The 16,074-nt window shown below is 27.9% G+C and carries 14 protein-coding genes; all 14 read right to left on the bottom strand.

The window, feature by feature from the left end; genetic code table 11:
• Positions 1-111: 111 nt before the first annotated feature.
• Complete coding sequence (locus BLW23_RS05610; RefSeq protein WP_093668229.1) at positions 112-816, bottom strand: hypothetical protein; 705 nt, start codon at positions 814-816, stop codon at positions 112-114.
• A complete protein-coding gene (locus tag BLW23_RS05605; protein ID WP_093668228.1) occupies positions 813-3,947 on the bottom strand; it encodes an Eco57I restriction-modification methylase domain-containing protein in 3,135 nt (1,044 codons plus the stop codon). The genes BLW23_RS05610 and BLW23_RS05605 overlap by 4 nt, the downstream gene beginning before the upstream one ends.
• Before the next feature lie 490 nt (positions 3,948-4,437).
• Positions 4,438-5,046 carry a hypothetical protein gene (locus BLW23_RS05600; RefSeq protein ID WP_093668227.1) on the bottom strand — a complete coding sequence of 203 codons (609 nt, stop codon included), beginning with the start codon at positions 5,044-5,046 and terminating at the stop codon, positions 4,438-4,440.
• Between the two features lie 811 nt (positions 5,047-5,857).
• A complete protein-coding gene (locus tag BLW23_RS05595; RefSeq protein ID WP_093668226.1) occupies positions 5,858-6,553 on the bottom strand; it encodes a hypothetical protein in 696 nt (231 codons plus the stop codon).
• Positions 6,554-6,599: 46 nt separating this feature from the next.
• Positions 6,600-8,300 carry a TraQ conjugal transfer family protein gene (locus tag BLW23_RS05590; protein ID WP_093668225.1) on the bottom strand — a complete coding sequence of 567 codons (1,701 nt, stop codon included), beginning with the start codon at positions 8,298-8,300 and terminating at the stop codon, positions 6,600-6,602.
• Between the two features lie 10 nt (positions 8,301-8,310).
• Positions 8,311-8,874 (bottom strand): conjugal transfer protein TraO, encoded by a 564-nt coding sequence (locus tag BLW23_RS05585; RefSeq protein ID WP_093668224.1) that lies wholly within the window; start codon positions 8,872-8,874, stop codon positions 8,311-8,313.
• Positions 8,875-9,021: 147 nt separating this feature from the next.
• Positions 9,022-9,585, bottom strand: a complete 564-nt coding sequence (locus BLW23_RS05580; protein WP_093668223.1) for a hypothetical protein — start codon at positions 9,583-9,585, stop codon at positions 9,022-9,024.
• Between the two features lie 4 nt (positions 9,586-9,589).
• The gene (locus tag BLW23_RS05575; protein WP_093668222.1) at positions 9,590-11,026 is read right to left on the bottom strand and encodes a type IV secretory system conjugative DNA transfer family protein; all 1,437 of its coding nucleotides are present in this window, start codon (positions 11,024-11,026) and stop codon (positions 9,590-9,592) included.
• Positions 11,013-11,666 (bottom strand): MobV family relaxase, encoded by a 654-nt coding sequence (gene mobV / locus BLW23_RS05570; RefSeq protein WP_093668221.1) that lies wholly within the window; start codon positions 11,664-11,666, stop codon positions 11,013-11,015. Before mobV ends, BLW23_RS05575 begins: the two co-directional genes overlap by 14 nt.
• 22 nt (positions 11,667-11,688) lie before the next feature.
• Entirely contained in the window at positions 11,689-12,432 is a 744-nt protein-coding gene (locus BLW23_RS05565; RefSeq protein WP_093668220.1) for a P-loop NTPase family protein, read from the bottom strand.
• On the bottom strand, positions 12,429-12,920 hold the full coding sequence (locus BLW23_RS05560) for a helix-turn-helix domain-containing protein (RefSeq protein WP_093668219.1): 492 nt from the start codon (positions 12,918-12,920) through the stop codon (positions 12,429-12,431). Before BLW23_RS05560 ends, BLW23_RS05565 begins: the two co-directional genes overlap by 4 nt.
• 12 nt (positions 12,921-12,932) lie before the next feature.
• On the bottom strand, positions 12,933-13,223 hold the full coding sequence (locus BLW23_RS05555; RefSeq protein WP_093668218.1) for a helix-turn-helix domain-containing protein: 291 nt from the start codon (positions 13,221-13,223) through the stop codon (positions 12,933-12,935).
• 155 nt (positions 13,224-13,378) lie between these two features.
• Positions 13,379-14,758, bottom strand: coding sequence for a hypothetical protein (locus BLW23_RS05550; protein ID WP_093668217.1), 1,380 nt, complete (start codon positions 14,756-14,758; stop codon positions 13,379-13,381).
• A 3-nt stretch (positions 14,759-14,761) separates the two neighbouring features.
• Complete coding sequence (locus tag BLW23_RS05545) at positions 14,762-15,910, bottom strand: tyrosine-type recombinase/integrase (RefSeq protein WP_093668216.1); 1,149 nt, start codon at positions 15,908-15,910, stop codon at positions 14,762-14,764.
• Positions 15,911-16,074: the final 164 nt, after the last annotated feature.

Here is a 16,074-nt window from a genome sequence, read left to right as displayed (position 1 = left end):
TACAAAAAGTAAGAACCTCAGTAAAATCAACGTCTATAGCATTTTAAGGTGGAGTAGTGGTGGAAGATTTTGTTTGCTTTTGTTTGATTTTAAATTAATAAAGTAGTTAAATTATTTAACTACAATATCAGAATAATCAAAAAACAAATGAAATACAGAAAACGAAGTATCATTCACCTTTTCATGTTCTGAAAAATAAGATCCGTCAAAATCTTTTTTCAAAATATACTTTTCTAAATTTCTAGTTGTTTTGATATTTGAGTTCGAAATTAGATTTTTGTTTATTAACTCTGCTACTATATTGGAACTCCATTTATTATTTTCAATGAAACCCAATTGTCCCTCAAACGGTAATCTTAACTTTCTATATTTTCTTTTAGTTGCTTTTTCTGTATCATTTACATAGCTAGAAACTGAAGTAACTAACCTTTTACATTCTATAGCAAAGTAAGGTTTTGTTTTTTGTCCCCAAGCATCTTTTAAAGCATAGTCCATAATATGAATATCTATTGGGTCATTATGAGGTTTATTATCTGTTAAACCTATATACTCTTCTCCAACCTCTTTGTTTACTGCAAAACGGTTAGTATTATCTTCAATGTTGTTTAATTCGTATTCAAGATAGTCATCTACTAAACGATTTCTTAAATAATCTTCTTCTTTTATACTTCCTTTTTCTGAATAATTATAAACGACACCATCAGATATGATTTTTTCATAGCTATTTATTACGCAAGTCAAAATTTTATTAACCCTTAATTGAGTTAATGACAAACGCTTTCTGTTTCTTGAAAAATTAGAGGCGTTTATCTTCATTGAGTATCATCATTTAATTCGTTCAATTCAGCTTCTTGTATAGCCTCCTTAAATTCTGCTATATCATACCAAGCCATAGCTCTATGCCAACATTTATATTCGTTAGGTTTTATGATATAAAAAGAATTGTTTTCAAAACCTTTTATGTCTTTTTGAATAAATAAATTTTTTGATGAGTCTGTAGTATTGGTAATCTGCGAAATACTTAAATTATTAGCTAAACGTTTTAAGACTTCCTCTTCGGTTTTTTTGTTTTTAGGGTATGTTATTTGTTCTTTTGGTTTTTCACTTGAGAAAACAACATTTAAAGCTATGAAATGCTCTAAAGTATATATCTCAACCTGTACATATTCATCATTATATATTTCTTGAAATTCTTTTATGTAAATATTTGCATATCCTTTTAAAACCGTATCTCTATTTCTGTAATGAGTTTCATCATTATAAGTAAAATCGGAAACTAAATGTTGTTTACTTTCTTGAAATTGATAGCGTGAAACATTCAGAGCATAATTGATAAGGTCTTTTTCATAAGGTTCAATCTCATATAAATCATTTATTGTATTGTTTATTTTAGATATTAAACCTTCGTTAATAGGTAAGCTTTCTGACTTAATATCTTCTTTGTAATATTTTGTAAGCGGTTTTAAAAATTCGGTTACTAAAGAATTTAATATTAATCTTATTTCATTATTTGGTTCTATGTATGGTAAAGATAGATATTCATCATTAAATCTAATTGCGGGTCTAGTTCCAACTCCCCATGCGGCAGATATTAAAAATAAATAATAGGTGCATAAATCTGATTTGAAGTAAGAGAATAGTGTCTTGATTAAATTGTCGTTTTTTGAAGTAATGGAAAAAACACCTTTCCTGTAAACCAAATCATTGGAAGTATATGAAATTAGTGGTTCACTTTCATTTAAGTTTTGTTCCTTGAAAAGTATTTTGTTGCCTAAAAAAATATTTATATCACGTCCTCTTGATAAATTAACATCTTCTTCTTTTAATATTTTTTGATTTTTTAAATAAAAAAAGGATTGAGTAATTTCTTTGTTTTCAATTACAGGCATTCCTATTAATTCAGGATAAGGTTTTGGGTTTTCTCCTCTTTCAATTCCTGCACCTTTAAAAATAGTTTTATTGTCAATTAAATCAAGAACAGTTAAGGTTTTTAGATTTTGCAATTTTAATAAAAAAGCATAATCTAAAGAATTACCGTATAAAGCTAATTTGAACATCCAGTCATTTTCTATGAAATGTTTTTGTAAAATTTGCTTTTGGTCATATTTTTCAATGACTAAAATTTTAAAGTGCTTTAAAAAATGGTTAGATTTAACTGATTGATGATTAATTATGTTTTTTAAATGAGATTCTTCGCTTGATAGACTAAAATAGATAATGCTAGCTGGGCTAACTATTTTTTGTTTTGTAATTTTAATATTTCCATTTTTATCTACTTTCTTAACTATTTTATTTGCGTTAAAAACTAAACGTCTAACAGGCGATAAATCGAAAAATTTATTAATACAGTAAGCTGAAAGAAAATCGTTTTTAAACTCCTTATTCGTTTTTGAAACATTATAAAAAAGAGTGCTAGTTACAATTAATGCAGATTTTGTTTCTGCATTCATAAAGTCTTTAGTTCTTAAAAGGAACGATTGAGCAATTTCTAACTTTCCATTAATTTTTTTCGAGTAAGTTTTTGTTGTATTAACCCAATCTATATGTTTTTTAGATTTGTCTTTTTTCCAAGGAGGGTTTCCTAATATAAATTTTGGTTTTTCTTCTTTAATTACAGCATTGAATTTGTGGCTTGTATCAAAAAAATTAGCCTTAAATAAGTTTTCGTTTAATAGGTTAGGAAACTCATAAATATCTATATCTTTTGGGTTTTGATAATCTAATAATGCTATATAAATAGAAAAACAAGCAACTTTTAACGCCTCTTCATTTATATCAATACCAAATAAATTACCTTTTGCAATTTTTCGTATTCGTTCGCTAAACTCTTTAGGAGATAAATCTGGATTAAGTTCTAACTCCTTATCAATCATTTTTCTTAAACTTTGAACAAGAAAAATTCCCGAGCCTACTGCAACTTCAAAAATTTTACATTCAGAAGTGTTTTGCTTTTCTAAATATTTATCAACTGTATCATTTAAAACATATTCAACTAAAAATGGAGGAGTATAAACTGCCGAGTCTAGTTTTCTAGTCTCTTCGTCTATTAACGATTCATAGATTCCAGAAATTACTTCGACAGGAATAATTGAAAAATCAAAAATTTCAAAGAAAAAATCTTTAAACAAGTTATTCTCCTCTTCTAATTCTCCTTTAAAAATATTGGCTAAATCATTTGATTGGCTGTGGTTTAGAGATATGTCTAAATTTTTAAAAAGGACACCATTAAATTTCTCATTCAGCTTTTCAAATAATAAATTTAATTTTGATGGTTGTTTAATGAGGTTTATAAAACTTTTTCTTCTTTCATTTACATTTTCTAATTCTCCAGATATATATTCTTTATCAATTTTAACCTTTCTATCAATTAGATATCTAATAAATATTAATCTTAATATTAAAGAATTTGCTTGATTTTCCGTTAATGAATTTACGGAAGAAGTAAGATATTTTCTAACATCTTTGATGTTTTCAAATAATCGTTCGTTTACTCTTTTTCTGTGTTGTTTTTTTGTGCGATTTTCAAAATATTCATTTTGTAACCACTTCCAAGTTGCTCCACTTTGAAGTTGCCAAAAAGAAAAATTATTGTTCCGCTCTTCTTCAGTCAGCTTTATTTCCTCTAACTTTTCTTCTTTTTTAGAATAATTAAGAGCATTATATATTTTTACTTCGTTATTTTTTAAGATAAAAATTACAGGCGAATTATCAAAAGACCAAACTTGCTTATGTATTTCCTTTTCTCTGTTGTTGTTATTCTCATTGGTTAAGTCGAAAAACAGAATTAAAGGTTGTTTGTTAAAGACATAATAAGCATTAGGCTTAATTATTTCTATCTTTTTTTGAACTTCTGAAATAAAACCATCAAAGCTTTTTCCATCTTCATTAAGAAAAACAGCATCTAATAAATTTAGTTGCTTTAAAAAGATTTTTAATGGAGTTTTCATTTATTTCGGGAAAAATTTAATTGATAAAATTAAAAACATGTATTGATTTAAATTAAAAAATCTTACATATTCATTTCTTACATTACATTTTTTCTTTTAATTTATTCTTAGCTAATGTTTCAATAGTTAATATATAACAAAATTTCTGAAATAATTTTGATTTGTTCTATAAAAACTATTTTTAATTTCGAGCAAAACTACATCAAAACTTTAATTTTCTTATCAACTATCGAGTGATTTTTGTGATTTTTTTCTTTTTTTAATACAGTTCTCATCATTTAAAATATTAAAAAGTCTGGTCATCAGTATTGTAATATATGCAGATGATAACTAAACAAATGTTTTAATTTTATTAACTTTATCTGGCAATTTTTGGAACACTATGTTCATTGCTCAAATGTACTAACGTAAGTTGAGCCTAAGATAAGGCTGATAAATAATAGTAAAATATCAGCCTTAATCTTGTCATGAAATTGATAAGAAGCTTTGTTTATTCACTTTCATTTCTTACTACTTCCAATCTCCTCTTTATCAAATAAGCATCTAATATGTTTATACTATTTCTAAAGAAAAAGAATGCCGCAATGATGGATATAGTATAGATTGTGATAAAAGTAAGTTGGAATTTGAAAGGTATTGATTTATCAATATGATACATTGCAACAAGGCAGTAAAAAATAGAAATTAAAGAGGATATTATAAAGATTGAGTAAACCATAGCATCAACAATACTTATAACGATTGTTGGCTTTTCTTTTTTTAAACTTATAAAGCGAATTGAATTTTTAATGTTTTTCCAACTGTAATTTAAACCTAATTCATCTTTCAAATGTTGTAATTTTCTAATAGATTTAAAATTTGTTTTTATTCCTGTTCTAATTGTAAATACATTTTCCTTAATTTCCGAATTAAGGAATTCATTAAATTTTGTATCCTCATCGTCATTAAGTAATTCCTTTATTTCTTTAATTTTCAACAAATCCTTGACTTTTCTGTCCTTTTTTAAATAGAAGAGTTCAGGATAATATTTACTAAATAAGCTTAATATAAGTCCTATTATACCCGCTACACTAGTTATGTTTTTAATTATGTCATCCATATGATAAGAGTTTGATTTTGTGTTTTATCGTTAAAGATAGTTTATGTTTTATTATATACTGCAAATATTTGTTATGTCAATAAGTGAACTTGAATTAAAAGTTTTTCAATAATAAACTTAACGAAATGAGACAAGCAAAGATTTGAGGTAAGGAGTGAATACGACTTAACGAGGATTTTGCGAAGTTCGAATGAGATAAGGTTATTTTGTGTTGATTTGTTCTAATTAAATAAAAATGTTTTAGGGGGCAGAAACTTAATTAAATATTGTTTTGCTTCAGCAAAACTTTCATTGATTTTTTGATTTTAGTGCGGAAGCACGGATAATTGAAAAATCCTCTTTTTTCATGAAAAAAGCGAACGCAGCTTTCGAAGAAAGTGTAGTGAGTTACACTTTATATTTTTTCCCCTTGTGAAAAAGCCTTTTTTAGAGCTTACATAGTTCTTAGATTTTGTCAACATTAAGGACGAACATACACACTTATAAAAAATGAAACTCATTTTTAAAAGCAAAAGAAAGGGCTAAAATTTTCGACCAGCCCTTTCAGAGTTTAACAATAAATTATACATCTAACGTACAACTCACCATGAAATTACTAAATATTCTTTGAATTTTGCTTAAATAGCACTAACCTTTTTTATAAAATAAACTTAACGAAATGAGACAAGCAAAGATTTGAGGTAAGGAGTGAATACGACTTAACGAGAATTTTGCGAAGTTCGAATGAGATAAGATTGTTTTATATTTCCTAATTCTCTGTAAATGGTTTTTAGTAGAAAACTAGTTATATAACAAAAGGGGAAAAAATAGATTATGAAATGGATTCTGTTTCTGAAGTGATATTTAATTCTCCCGCCTTATCCATTAAAAATATTAGTTCAGAGCTTTCATTCTGTCCTTTACATTTATGAGCATTCATTGCATTTTGATTATGAAAAGTCATCTGACAATCGGGACATGTTAGTTTTCTGTGTTCGCTAATAATCCCTTGAATACTGCTAAAAGTCGTTTTTAGTTCGTTTAATTTTAGCTCAACTTCGCTAGTAGTTTGCTTTACGTTCGTAAGGTTTTGCATTGACTTTGTTATTTTTTGCTCTTTTAGCTTTTTAAAAACTTCAATTAAAAAGAAAAACATTGTTGAGAGTAAAACAGGAATAAAAATGCGCTTGCCAAAGTTTATAAATTCGCTTATGGTCGCTAATTCTGAAAAATTAACATTATCAAAAGCCCTTAAAATTATTATTAATAGTAGGCAATCAAAAAATGCTAATAGATATTTTTTCCATTTTTTTTCGGCATGAATAGATACAACAAGTAAAATTAAAGAAGCAGGTATGGCAATGAGAAAAGCCGTAATATTTCTCGCAATGCTAAATTCTATTACATTGCTCAAAACATCATTTAAAAGTGCTGTTATTTTCATTAAATACCCTAACACATAAAAAATGATACTGAGAATGACAATTGATATTCCTGTAAGCTGTTTTATTAATTTTTCTTCGAACATAATATTTAGTTTTGAAGCAAATCCGAGGGAATTCCCTCGGATTTAATTAAAAATCTGTCCATTCTAAATCTATTGTTACTTCCTTTTCTACATTATTTGAATCGATAATAACAAAAGTTATTTGACCTTTTTTTGGGGTTAAAGTTCCAGATTGTGAAATGTTGAGCCTCATAGCCCTATTACCCGCTAAATCCAAAATTTGTCCTGCTGAAAAACTAACTCCCGTATTATTTTCTTTCACACTTATATTACCCAAATCCGTAGTCTTAAAATAAGCTCTATAAGTAAGATATTGATTTTGTACCTCTGGAAGAATTAGGTTAATCGTCAAAAATATGCCAAAGTGATAAACCTGAGAAAGACTGTAACTAGATGGAATTGCTTCAAATTCTGTAGGTGTACTTTCAAAGTTTATTGTTTTTGTTTTAGAAACACCATTTGAGGCTGTTATAGTAAATAGAATAGGTGATGAACTAATTTCATTACCTCTATAAGTAAACCAACCTCCAATATTAAAATTTAAAGGAATATTTTGATTGTTTGAATAAGGGTTGGAGCGATATTTGATTTCTCCTCTCGGACCTGTAAAAGTCATTTTATAAGTTAAGCTTTGATCTCCATACTTAGAAATATCAAAATCAAAAAGAGTTAACTCCATTACATAATTACTTGAAGTGTTTGGTGTTATATTAAAATCAAAATCTGTCTGTTTTATTTCGAAATCAACTAATATTTCCTCAATAGTTCCGTTCGATACTTTTAATTTAAATTCTAAAGGGTTATTAGATGTTTCTAAACCAGAAAAGTCCATTTCAAATATCCCTTCATTAACAATAAAAAACTGATTATTAGTAAATGTTTCATTTTCATTTTTTAATTCTCCGTTAGCCCCATCAAAACTTAATTCATAGGTTAAGTTTTCAACTCCTTCTTTAGATATTTCAAAATTGAATTTAGTAGGAGTTTCAACATAGTTACTACTAAGTTCTGGAGTTACCTTTAAAACTATTTTTGTTGCTTTGATTTTATAGTTTACCGTTACTTCCTGTGATTTTCCATTAGAAGCCTTAACCAAAAGTTTAATGTAAAGATTCCCAGATTCACTTGCTAAAAAATTTACATTAATCCTACCTTCAGAAAGTCCTGTAATTTCATTACCCAATTCTAATTGGTTTCCATCAATTGTTAGCGCACCGTCTAAAGATTTCTCTATAAACTTTACATCATAGGTTAGTTCTTGCTCTAACTCAGTTTGAATTTTTTCGATTTCAAGGTCAAAACTAACGTTTTCAGTAAAGAAAACTTCTTCATTGGAGTTATTGATCACATTAACCTTAAAATCGTTTAAATCGACTATTTTGTAGGTTATATTATGCTTAACTAGTAAATCGCTGTCGTTTTTTACTTTTATTTCTACTTCGTGGATTTCGATATCTTCTCCGACATAAAATAGATCTAAGTTTAATCCATTAATTTCATATTCTTGCCCAGGGGTGAGAATACTTTCGTTCAATTTGTAATATCCATTTCCTTTTATTGGCTCGTAGCTAAAGAAATATTTCGTTCCATCTACCTTTCTTTCAGGTTCTATTTTAACGGTGGTTTTGATTTCCTCAGAAATAAAACTAACATCTTTCTGATTAGATTTTATGGTAAAATCAAAACTATCTTGAATATCTACCTCCAAACTTGAATCACATGAGGTAAATGTGATGATTAATATTGCTAAATAAATTAATTTTTTCATGATTGATTTTTTAAAAGATTAGAAATTTCACTCCAATACCAACAAACATTTTAAATCTATTTGTTTCACTATTTGCATGATAGAACTGATTATATCTAGCCAATAATGAAAGCTTATCGTTTAACCTTAAGTCTCCTTGCAAAGAAGCAAAGCCACCATAGATAGTTCCGTCATTCGTTTTAATTAAAGCTCCGTTAGGTAATTCATTTAATCCGTTATTGATAATTTCCTTACCGAATAATCCACCAATACCTGCGTGAAGTAACATAACATCTTGGCTAGATGATAGGAAAGGTAATCGTTTGAAGTAACCAAAGTTTAATGAGAATACATTTACATCTACGTTATACGATGTGTTTCGCTCTTCCAAAAAACCTGCATATACACCTGCCTCAAAAAAAGAATCTTTGATATCGTGATTTGAAAAGGCAAAATTAGCTAGCGTTGCGAATCCGTCATCGGAATATCCACCGAAAGCTGAAACTTGTATTTTGCTTTGAGCATTAGAAAAACTGGTTATGAAAATGGCTAGGAATAAGCCTAACAAACTTTGTTTTATATTTTTTAAATTCATTTTTGAATAATTTTTTTATTGATTAAAGTTATTTTTGTATTGAAATTGCATATCTGATTCCTATCCAATTTCATATATTTTTGAATAATGGCAGGTGGCTATCTGATAACTCCCTGCCTTTTAATTTTATAGGGTTTGTCTCATAGGCTAATGCTGTTTTTTTAATTGATGTTTTATTATGATTTTGTTCAAAAACCCTACTAGCTTGTCATAAATAGCTCCATCTGAGTTTTTGTTAAGTATTGCAATTACCATGAACACATTGGTTAGAAACATGATTATAACAAGGTTGAAATACATTCTTGCAAGATTGATGATTTCTTGATTGTCTGGGTATGAAATGACTTGATTAGGTTTAAAGTAACTATCAACCGATATAGCGAATTTCAAATAATCAAAACTCATTACCTGAATATTACTAGCTACTAATAAATAAGCAATTAACATCATTGGTAATAGTGTAATCGTAGTAATATATACTGATCTGATTATTGAGTTTATAATTTCTTTATTGAAAATTATCTTTTGTACTAGCAGTAGTAATATCACATGAGTTAAAAGAGTTAAACAAGCCAAAAAGAGAGTTGTTTTGTAGGGTATATTATTTACGAAAATGTAATAAAGTATATAAATCATCCATTGATAAAATTGAATAACTCCTACCAATAATATTCCCTTAACTATCCACTTAAAAATTTTAAATAATATCATAATCTTAAATATTGAATTTCTTAGTTTTTATACTTGTATCTCTAATTATTAAACTGTTTATATCACGGTAAACTTGATCATATGCTATTCTGCTATTTGTGTCAGTTTCCATTAAAGGTTTAGTATTGGTTTTTTTTAAATAATGATTTCCATTAATTCTTTCATTTTCAATTAGAGTTTTATTTCCTTCTGAAATAATTCCGAAAACTTGCCCTGGTTTATAATTAATGATTTGTTCTTTTTTCAAAATATTTTTCTCTTTTACTCCATGAGTAACTGAAGAATGAAGTGAAAAATCAGGAATATTTTTGCTGATACTTTTTATATCTCTTCTCCCTAGCATTTTTTCAAAATGGTCTAATGTTTCGGGGTTCGTTGTTCTGAATAAAAATTGACTTCCCATATTAGATATGATGGATGAAGCGTCTTCTTTACCGTATCTACTTATTAATTGTGATAAATCTTGAATAGCTATACAGGTAGCAATTTTGTTGCTTCTTGCTGTTTCTGGAATATTTACAAAATTGGGTATGCTTAAAACAGTAAATTCATCAATAATTATTGCACTTTCATGCTGATGTGGAATATTCATTTTTTTAATGATTAGCCCAACTATACTGCTGTAAATAGGAGTGTATAAATCTCTTTTTTGTAAGTTGAAAATTAAATTAATTACACAAGGATTAGAAGGATTGTTAGGTAGATTTAGGGGTTCATTAGAAACTAGGTTTCTAAATATTTTGGGAGTATCTAACGAACCAAAATAAGCCGTGAATGTACTAATAATTGAACCTAATAATTTGGGATCATCTTTGACTGTAGATAAAATCATTGAAGCTCTTTTTGCTTCTTCGTCAGAAGATAATAAGGAAATTAATTCTTTTGAATTGACTGTTAGGAATAAGGCTACTATGTGAGGTATTGTGGCAAAATTCTTGTTTTTATTTTTAAAGAAAATTATGACACCTATTAAAATGCTTTTAGCTGCATTAAAAAAGTATTTTGCCGTGTCGCTTTTAGGAATTCCTACAATACCACTCAAAAAATAACTGCTAAATTCAATGATATCTGTTTTGTCTTGGCATAAACTCAAAGGGTTTATTTTATCGTAGTTATTATCTAAAGAAAAATTAATTATTTCTTTGTTAGATTCCTTGGCATGTTGATTAATTAGAGGTGTTAATTCTCCTTTTGGGTCAAAGGTTAAACAACCTCTATTTTTAATGCAATAAACCAATAGCGGTTTAATTAAGGAATACGTTTTACCGCTTCCAGCTCCACCAATTCCAATAACAGAACGGTTTAAATTGTATATGAAATACTTTATAGCTCCTTTTAAGTAAAATTTATTTGAAGTAATTGTTTTACTTATTTTTTTACTCGGCTTACTTACAAAGTAAATTGTAATAGCGAGAACTAAAATGCTACTAATTTCTATCATAGTTAATGTATTTATTGTTAATGTTTGAATTCACTCTTTGGTGCTTTGCACTACTACCTAATTGACCTCTTTCCATACCGTATTTTTTCATTACTTCCGCATAGTCTGATTGTTGCTGTGATAAATCTTTTTTTCCATTGATAAAAGATTTACAGCTTAATCTTCCATCTTTAGTAATTGGTACAATAATGGCATGCATATGTGGTGTTTGTTCGTCAAGATGCAAATGCATTGATATTATATTTTCCTTTCCGAAAACATTACACAAGTAATCTTTGTTATCCTTAACCCAAGACCGATATAGTTTTTCATCATTGAAAATTTCATTCATTTTTATGGTGTCTGAAGTGAAGATGTATTCAACTGCTTTTACCGCATCTTTTCTTATTTTTTTATCTACACTATACCTTTCGTTTATTTCATCATTTATTCGTTTCGATAATGGATTTTGGGCGGAATATTTAGACCATTCTTCCTGCGAATAACTTTTACCAGATTTATCCCAATGAATATTTGTACCAACTCTTTCAGAATCTGCATTTATAGGAATAGATATGTCTCCTTCAGAACTTCGGTCAATATGTCGACCTAAGGCTCCGGGGTTTTTAATTTTTTGCATTCGTATTACTGCGTAGCTCATGATTCTGGTTTTAGTGAGTTTTTTAAAATCTCCTTGATTCTCCTTCTAGTTGTAGAAAGTTGAACATTTCAAATAGACGGTCATAAACTCTATCTCCGTAATATTTTTTTAGTTCGTTTAGAGTTAAATTTGTTGTTACAAAAGTTCTAGTTCCTTTGGCTTTAAATTCATTGTATCTAATTTCTAAAACTCTTCCCATCAATCGTTCTTTTACACCCCAACTATTAGCCATTTTTTCAGTGCCTAAATCATCAAAATGAATTACACCTTTAGAATATTTTTTCACAACATCTTCACCTTTCAAATTATAATCTGTTGTTACTTGATGGACTGATATATTTTTAAACCAAAGGGATTTTAAATGGTGCTTTCGGCTAATGTTTTGAACTATATCGAAAATGGATGATTTACCAGTTCCACATACTCCATGAACAAATAACCCTTTTCTTAGTTCTCCATCAGTAACTTTTTCAAATTCAATATTCTTTGAAAAGTAAAGGCATATTAGGTTTAAGAAGTCTCTGTTTTTATCATCAACTGTAAATTCTCTATGCATTTTATTGAAATATTCTTTGCCTTCTTTCCATAAAACTTCTTTAAAAATATCTGTATTCATTTGTGGCTCTATTTTCGTTTTGATAGTGGATAAACTTTTGAAATAGTTATTGTTTTTTTCTATTTCTTTTTTTTCTCGCGCAACTCTTTTTTTTCTTTCTTTTTCGCTCTCAAAACCTAACTTTATTTTCAATCGTTTACCTGCTCTCATTTTTTTCTTGGATTTAATTTGAATGAAATTTTATTTTTTGCTCTTTTATTAAATTCATTATTAGTTATTATTTCTTTTTGTTTATTGTTAGTATTAGTATGTGTAGGAAAAATTCCGTCTCGGTTTTTTTCCGATACGGTATTTTCCGTGTCGGAAATTTTCCTATTCGGTAAAATTTTGTCTAGAACATTAGTTTTCGGACTTTCATTTATTACATAAATATTTGAGGTGAATTTTCCATGCTCTCTCATTTTAGTATATCTAGTTATCCAACCTTTATTTTCTAATTCACTCATATACTTCCTTAATGTATCTTCGCTATATGCTAAAGCTTTACATAATTGTTTGTTAAAGAATGTCCAGTCGTTAGGTTTTGATGCCATGTATATAAATAAAAACCGCCCTCTATCGGTAATGCTATTATCTTCGATTAAGTCATTAGGAATTATTGTAAAATCCTTTTGAATTTTGTTTTTAATCTGATTCATCTTCTCGATGATTTACCCTCTCTTTTTATTTTTTAACGTATAGGAGAGAGCCTTTTTTTCAATCTCGCTTTGAGTTTGATTTTCATTTTGAAGTAACCAAGTATCTAGTTTTGATTTGTCAAAGAATATTTTACCCCCGTTAGGCTTACTATGAGGAATTAATTTAGATGCCGTCATTTTATATAAGTAACTGGCTTTTAGTCCTGTGTACTCACATGCTTCATCAAACGTTAGCACGGTTTTACTTGAGAGAAGAAGCTTTTCAATTTTATCTAATTGCTGACTGATTTTTAAAATGTCCATTATTTGAATCTTTTAAATTTATAATGAACAAAAGCGCTTTTGTTTTCGTCTGTTAAGAATTCTGAAGTAAAAGTATATTAAAGGAAAAGTAGTTATCCTTTAAATCATTAAAATCGAAAAAAGTAGTAAAAAAATCAGAGTTAAAAAAATGATTATTAAATAGTTATCTTGTGTAGTAGTTTTTTGTCCTTAAACCTTGATTTATGGGTAGTATAGTCATCTTTTGTCAGAAGTTTGTGTTTTGAATCATATATTAAGTTGTCATAAATTGACTTAAGTTCAATTTCGTTGAAGTGTTCTAATTCTTTTAATTGAAATAAAACACGTCCAGTATTTATCTTATTAAAAACTGAATGAATACTTCTTTTTTTAATTTTATGTATTTCCTTAGAAATTAGGTATTCAATATTTTCCTTAGATTTAGAAATAAAGTTTTTTTCTAGTATTGATCGAATCTCTCCTTTTTTGATAGTTGATTTTACGAGTAAATTACTGTCAATGTTTTCTAATATGAATTCAATATTACTATTTGTGAAATCGGAAGATTTTAAATAACTAATTTCTGACTTTAAATCAGAAGGTGTCAACTTTGAGTTTTGCTCCTTTAATAATGTTAACCACTCTTTGAATAAATTAAAAATTATATCGGAAGAAAAATCTCCTTTATAGTTAAAATAATAATCTGACTTTCCTTCGAAGAATTGAATTTTTTCAAGAGTATAAGTCATTATTCTACTTTTTAGTTCATCGGAAGTATTAGGCGATCTAGTATATTCAGAAATAATACTTTTTGATAAATATCTATCAATGGTTTTATTTGCTTTATCAATTTTTTTCTGATAGAAGTATAGTAACTTTGTATATAAATGTTCTACTATCTGTTCTTTTAATAAAATGTGTTTACTAGATGAAATAAATCTAAGTACCACATTTTCTGAAAAGATTTTTTTTGAATTATTTTCTAAGTAATCTCTCAATATTTTGTTAATATTAACTAATTTATCTTTACTGTAGCAATCAGAGTTGCTGTAATGTTTATTTAAAAGTCCTAGTTTAGTAATGTCATTGAAGAAATTAGTCTTAATATTTTCAAACTGGTCATTTTCATAATTAGTCTCAACGATTGACTCCAAAATTTTTGAGGCATTCTCTTGGGCTAAATCCATTCTGAAAAGAGTTTCATCGTAAGATTTGTTTTTTCTAATTAGTTGGATAGATGTTTTTTTATTAGTTTCTGATTTTTTTCCGTTATTTTTTGGTTTCATAAAACAAATTATTGGGATGATAAGTCCAAGGTAAAGAAAGTATGCTATTGCATTTGAATCATTATAATTTTTGTAATACCCCTTTTTAGCAAGTAAGCCTAATACAATAAAGATAACTATAAAAATTAGCTTTTGTTTGTCATATATTATTTTTTTTCGGTTTTCAGGTTCTCTGTAGAGATTATTGAAAACATTAGATAAAGGAGAATTAAACTTATAGGTAATACTTAGCGAAGTAAAGATAGTAGAGATTGCAAATAGACTTTCCATAGATTATAATATTTTTAGCTTAGGAATTAATGTAGCTGCTTCTTTCATCTTTTTATCAATGATTCTAGCATAAATTTCAGTAGTTCGGATTTCTTTATGTCCTAAACGTTTTGAAACAGTATAGATATCCGCACCGTTTTCTAAAAGCAATACAGCATTGGTATGTCGTGCAGAGTGGAAGGTGATATGTTTTGTAATTCCCGCACTCATGCACCATTTAATTAAATTGATATTCATTTGTGCGCTGTAATGAAGGTTTACAAATACTCTTTCTTCAGGTTTTTTTCTCTCACCTAAAAACTCTCTTGCCTGTGCGGATATGTATAAATATTCAACTCCTTTTGTTTTCTTTTGTGAAAAAACGATTCTGTGAATGTCTTGTTCGTTTTCGTCTTTTCCTTCATCTCTGACTTCGCTCCATCTCATTTTATTAATGTCAGACCATCGAATGCCTGTAAGGCATGAGAATAAAAAAGCCTTTTTCAGTATAGTTTGTTTAATTGGTGTTTTTGATAAGGCTTGCACTTCGTCAATGGTTAAATACTCTCTATGGGTTTCGCCCATAGGAATAGCTTTAACTTTTTTAACAAAATTTTCTTTTAAATACCCTTCATCAAATGCGCTTCTGAGACAAGCCTTAAATTTGTTATAGTAAGTGTGTTTAGTATTTTGTGCTAATGGTTGCCCTGATTTTGTTTTAGCTTCCGTATGAAGGTGTTTCTGGAAGTTTTTAATGAAATCTATATCAATGTCATTAAAAGTAGTAGAAGTAGGGCAAAACGCTACTATATGCTTCTGGGCAGCTTCCCAATTATCATAGTTTGTTTCTGACTGATACCGTTCTTCTTTCTTCTCGTTGTAGTATTCTAAAAAATTATATTTTCCTTTAGAACTGTGTTGAATTTTATATTTGCCCTGGTAATATTCCGCTTGACGAATAGAAAGTATTTTTTCTGCTAATTCCTGAGTTTCTTTATTCTTTTGTTTTTCAGCTTTTGTTTTAGGATCAATAATTAAATATTCTTTTAAATACTCAAATTCTCTATCATGTTTGGTCTTTCCATTGTTGTCAATGATAGTTCCTTTGTAGTATTCTATAAATAGACTATATTTCCCTGTTTTTAACTTCTTCTTTTTTAAAGATATTTTCATGAAAGGTGGAATTAACTACACCTCAATTTAAAAATAAGTGTTTGAGGTGGAATTTAGATTCCATAAATATACTAAAAAAAGAAAATAATAGAAAATGAAAACAAGTTAAATTTCTTGTAAAGTATTGATTTTGTTGGGGTTTGTTTCGTTTAGCTTCCTTTGTT

Source organism: Tenacibaculum sp. MAR_2009_124 (assembly GCF_900105455.1).
In the GTDB taxonomy this organism is placed as follows: domain Bacteria; phylum Bacteroidota; class Bacteroidia; order Flavobacteriales; family Flavobacteriaceae; genus Polaribacter.
This window is presented reverse-complemented; position numbering and strand designations above follow the sequence as displayed.

Bases quoted from the DNA above. Each gene is read 5' to 3' on its own strand.
- BLW23_RS05610 (WP_093668229.1), bottom strand. From the start codon at position 816: ATGAAGATAAACGCCTCTAATTTTTCAAGAAACAGAAAGCGTTTGTCA.
- BLW23_RS05605 (WP_093668228.1), bottom strand. From the start codon at position 3,947: ATGAAAACTCCATTAAAAATCTTTTTAAAGCAACTAAATTTATTAGAT.
- BLW23_RS05600 (WP_093668227.1), bottom strand. From the start codon at position 5,046: ATGGATGACATAATTAAAAACATAACTAGTGTAGCGGGTATAATAGGA.
- BLW23_RS05595 (WP_093668226.1), bottom strand. From the start codon at position 6,553: ATGTTCGAAGAAAAATTAATAAAACAGCTTACAGGAATATCAATTGTC.
- BLW23_RS05590 (WP_093668225.1), bottom strand. From the start codon at position 8,300: ATGAAAAAATTAATTTATTTAGCAATATTAATCATCACATTTACCTCA.
- BLW23_RS05585 (WP_093668224.1), bottom strand. From the start codon at position 8,874: ATGAATTTAAAAAATATAAAACAAAGTTTGTTAGGCTTATTCCTAGCC.
- BLW23_RS05580 (WP_093668223.1), bottom strand. From the start codon at position 9,585: ATGATATTATTTAAAATTTTTAAGTGGATAGTTAAGGGAATATTATTG.
- BLW23_RS05575 (WP_093668222.1), bottom strand. From the start codon at position 11,026: ATGATAGAAATTAGTAGCATTTTAGTTCTCGCTATTACAATTTACTTT.
- mobV (WP_093668221.1), bottom strand. From the start codon at position 11,666: ATGAGCTACGCAGTAATACGAATGCAAAAAATTAAAAACCCCGGAGCC.
- BLW23_RS05565 (WP_093668220.1), bottom strand. From the start codon at position 12,432: ATGAGAGCAGGTAAACGATTGAAAATAAAGTTAGGTTTTGAGAGCGAA.
- BLW23_RS05560 (WP_093668219.1), bottom strand. From the start codon at position 12,920: ATGAATCAGATTAAAAACAAAATTCAAAAGGATTTTACAATAATTCCT.
- BLW23_RS05555 (WP_093668218.1), bottom strand. From the start codon at position 13,223: ATGGACATTTTAAAAATCAGTCAGCAATTAGATAAAATTGAAAAGCTT.
- BLW23_RS05550 (WP_093668217.1), bottom strand. From the start codon at position 14,758: ATGGAAAGTCTATTTGCAATCTCTACTATCTTTACTTCGCTAAGTATT.
- BLW23_RS05545 (WP_093668216.1), bottom strand. From the start codon at position 15,910: ATGAAAATATCTTTAAAAAAGAAGAAGTTAAAAACAGGGAAATATAGT.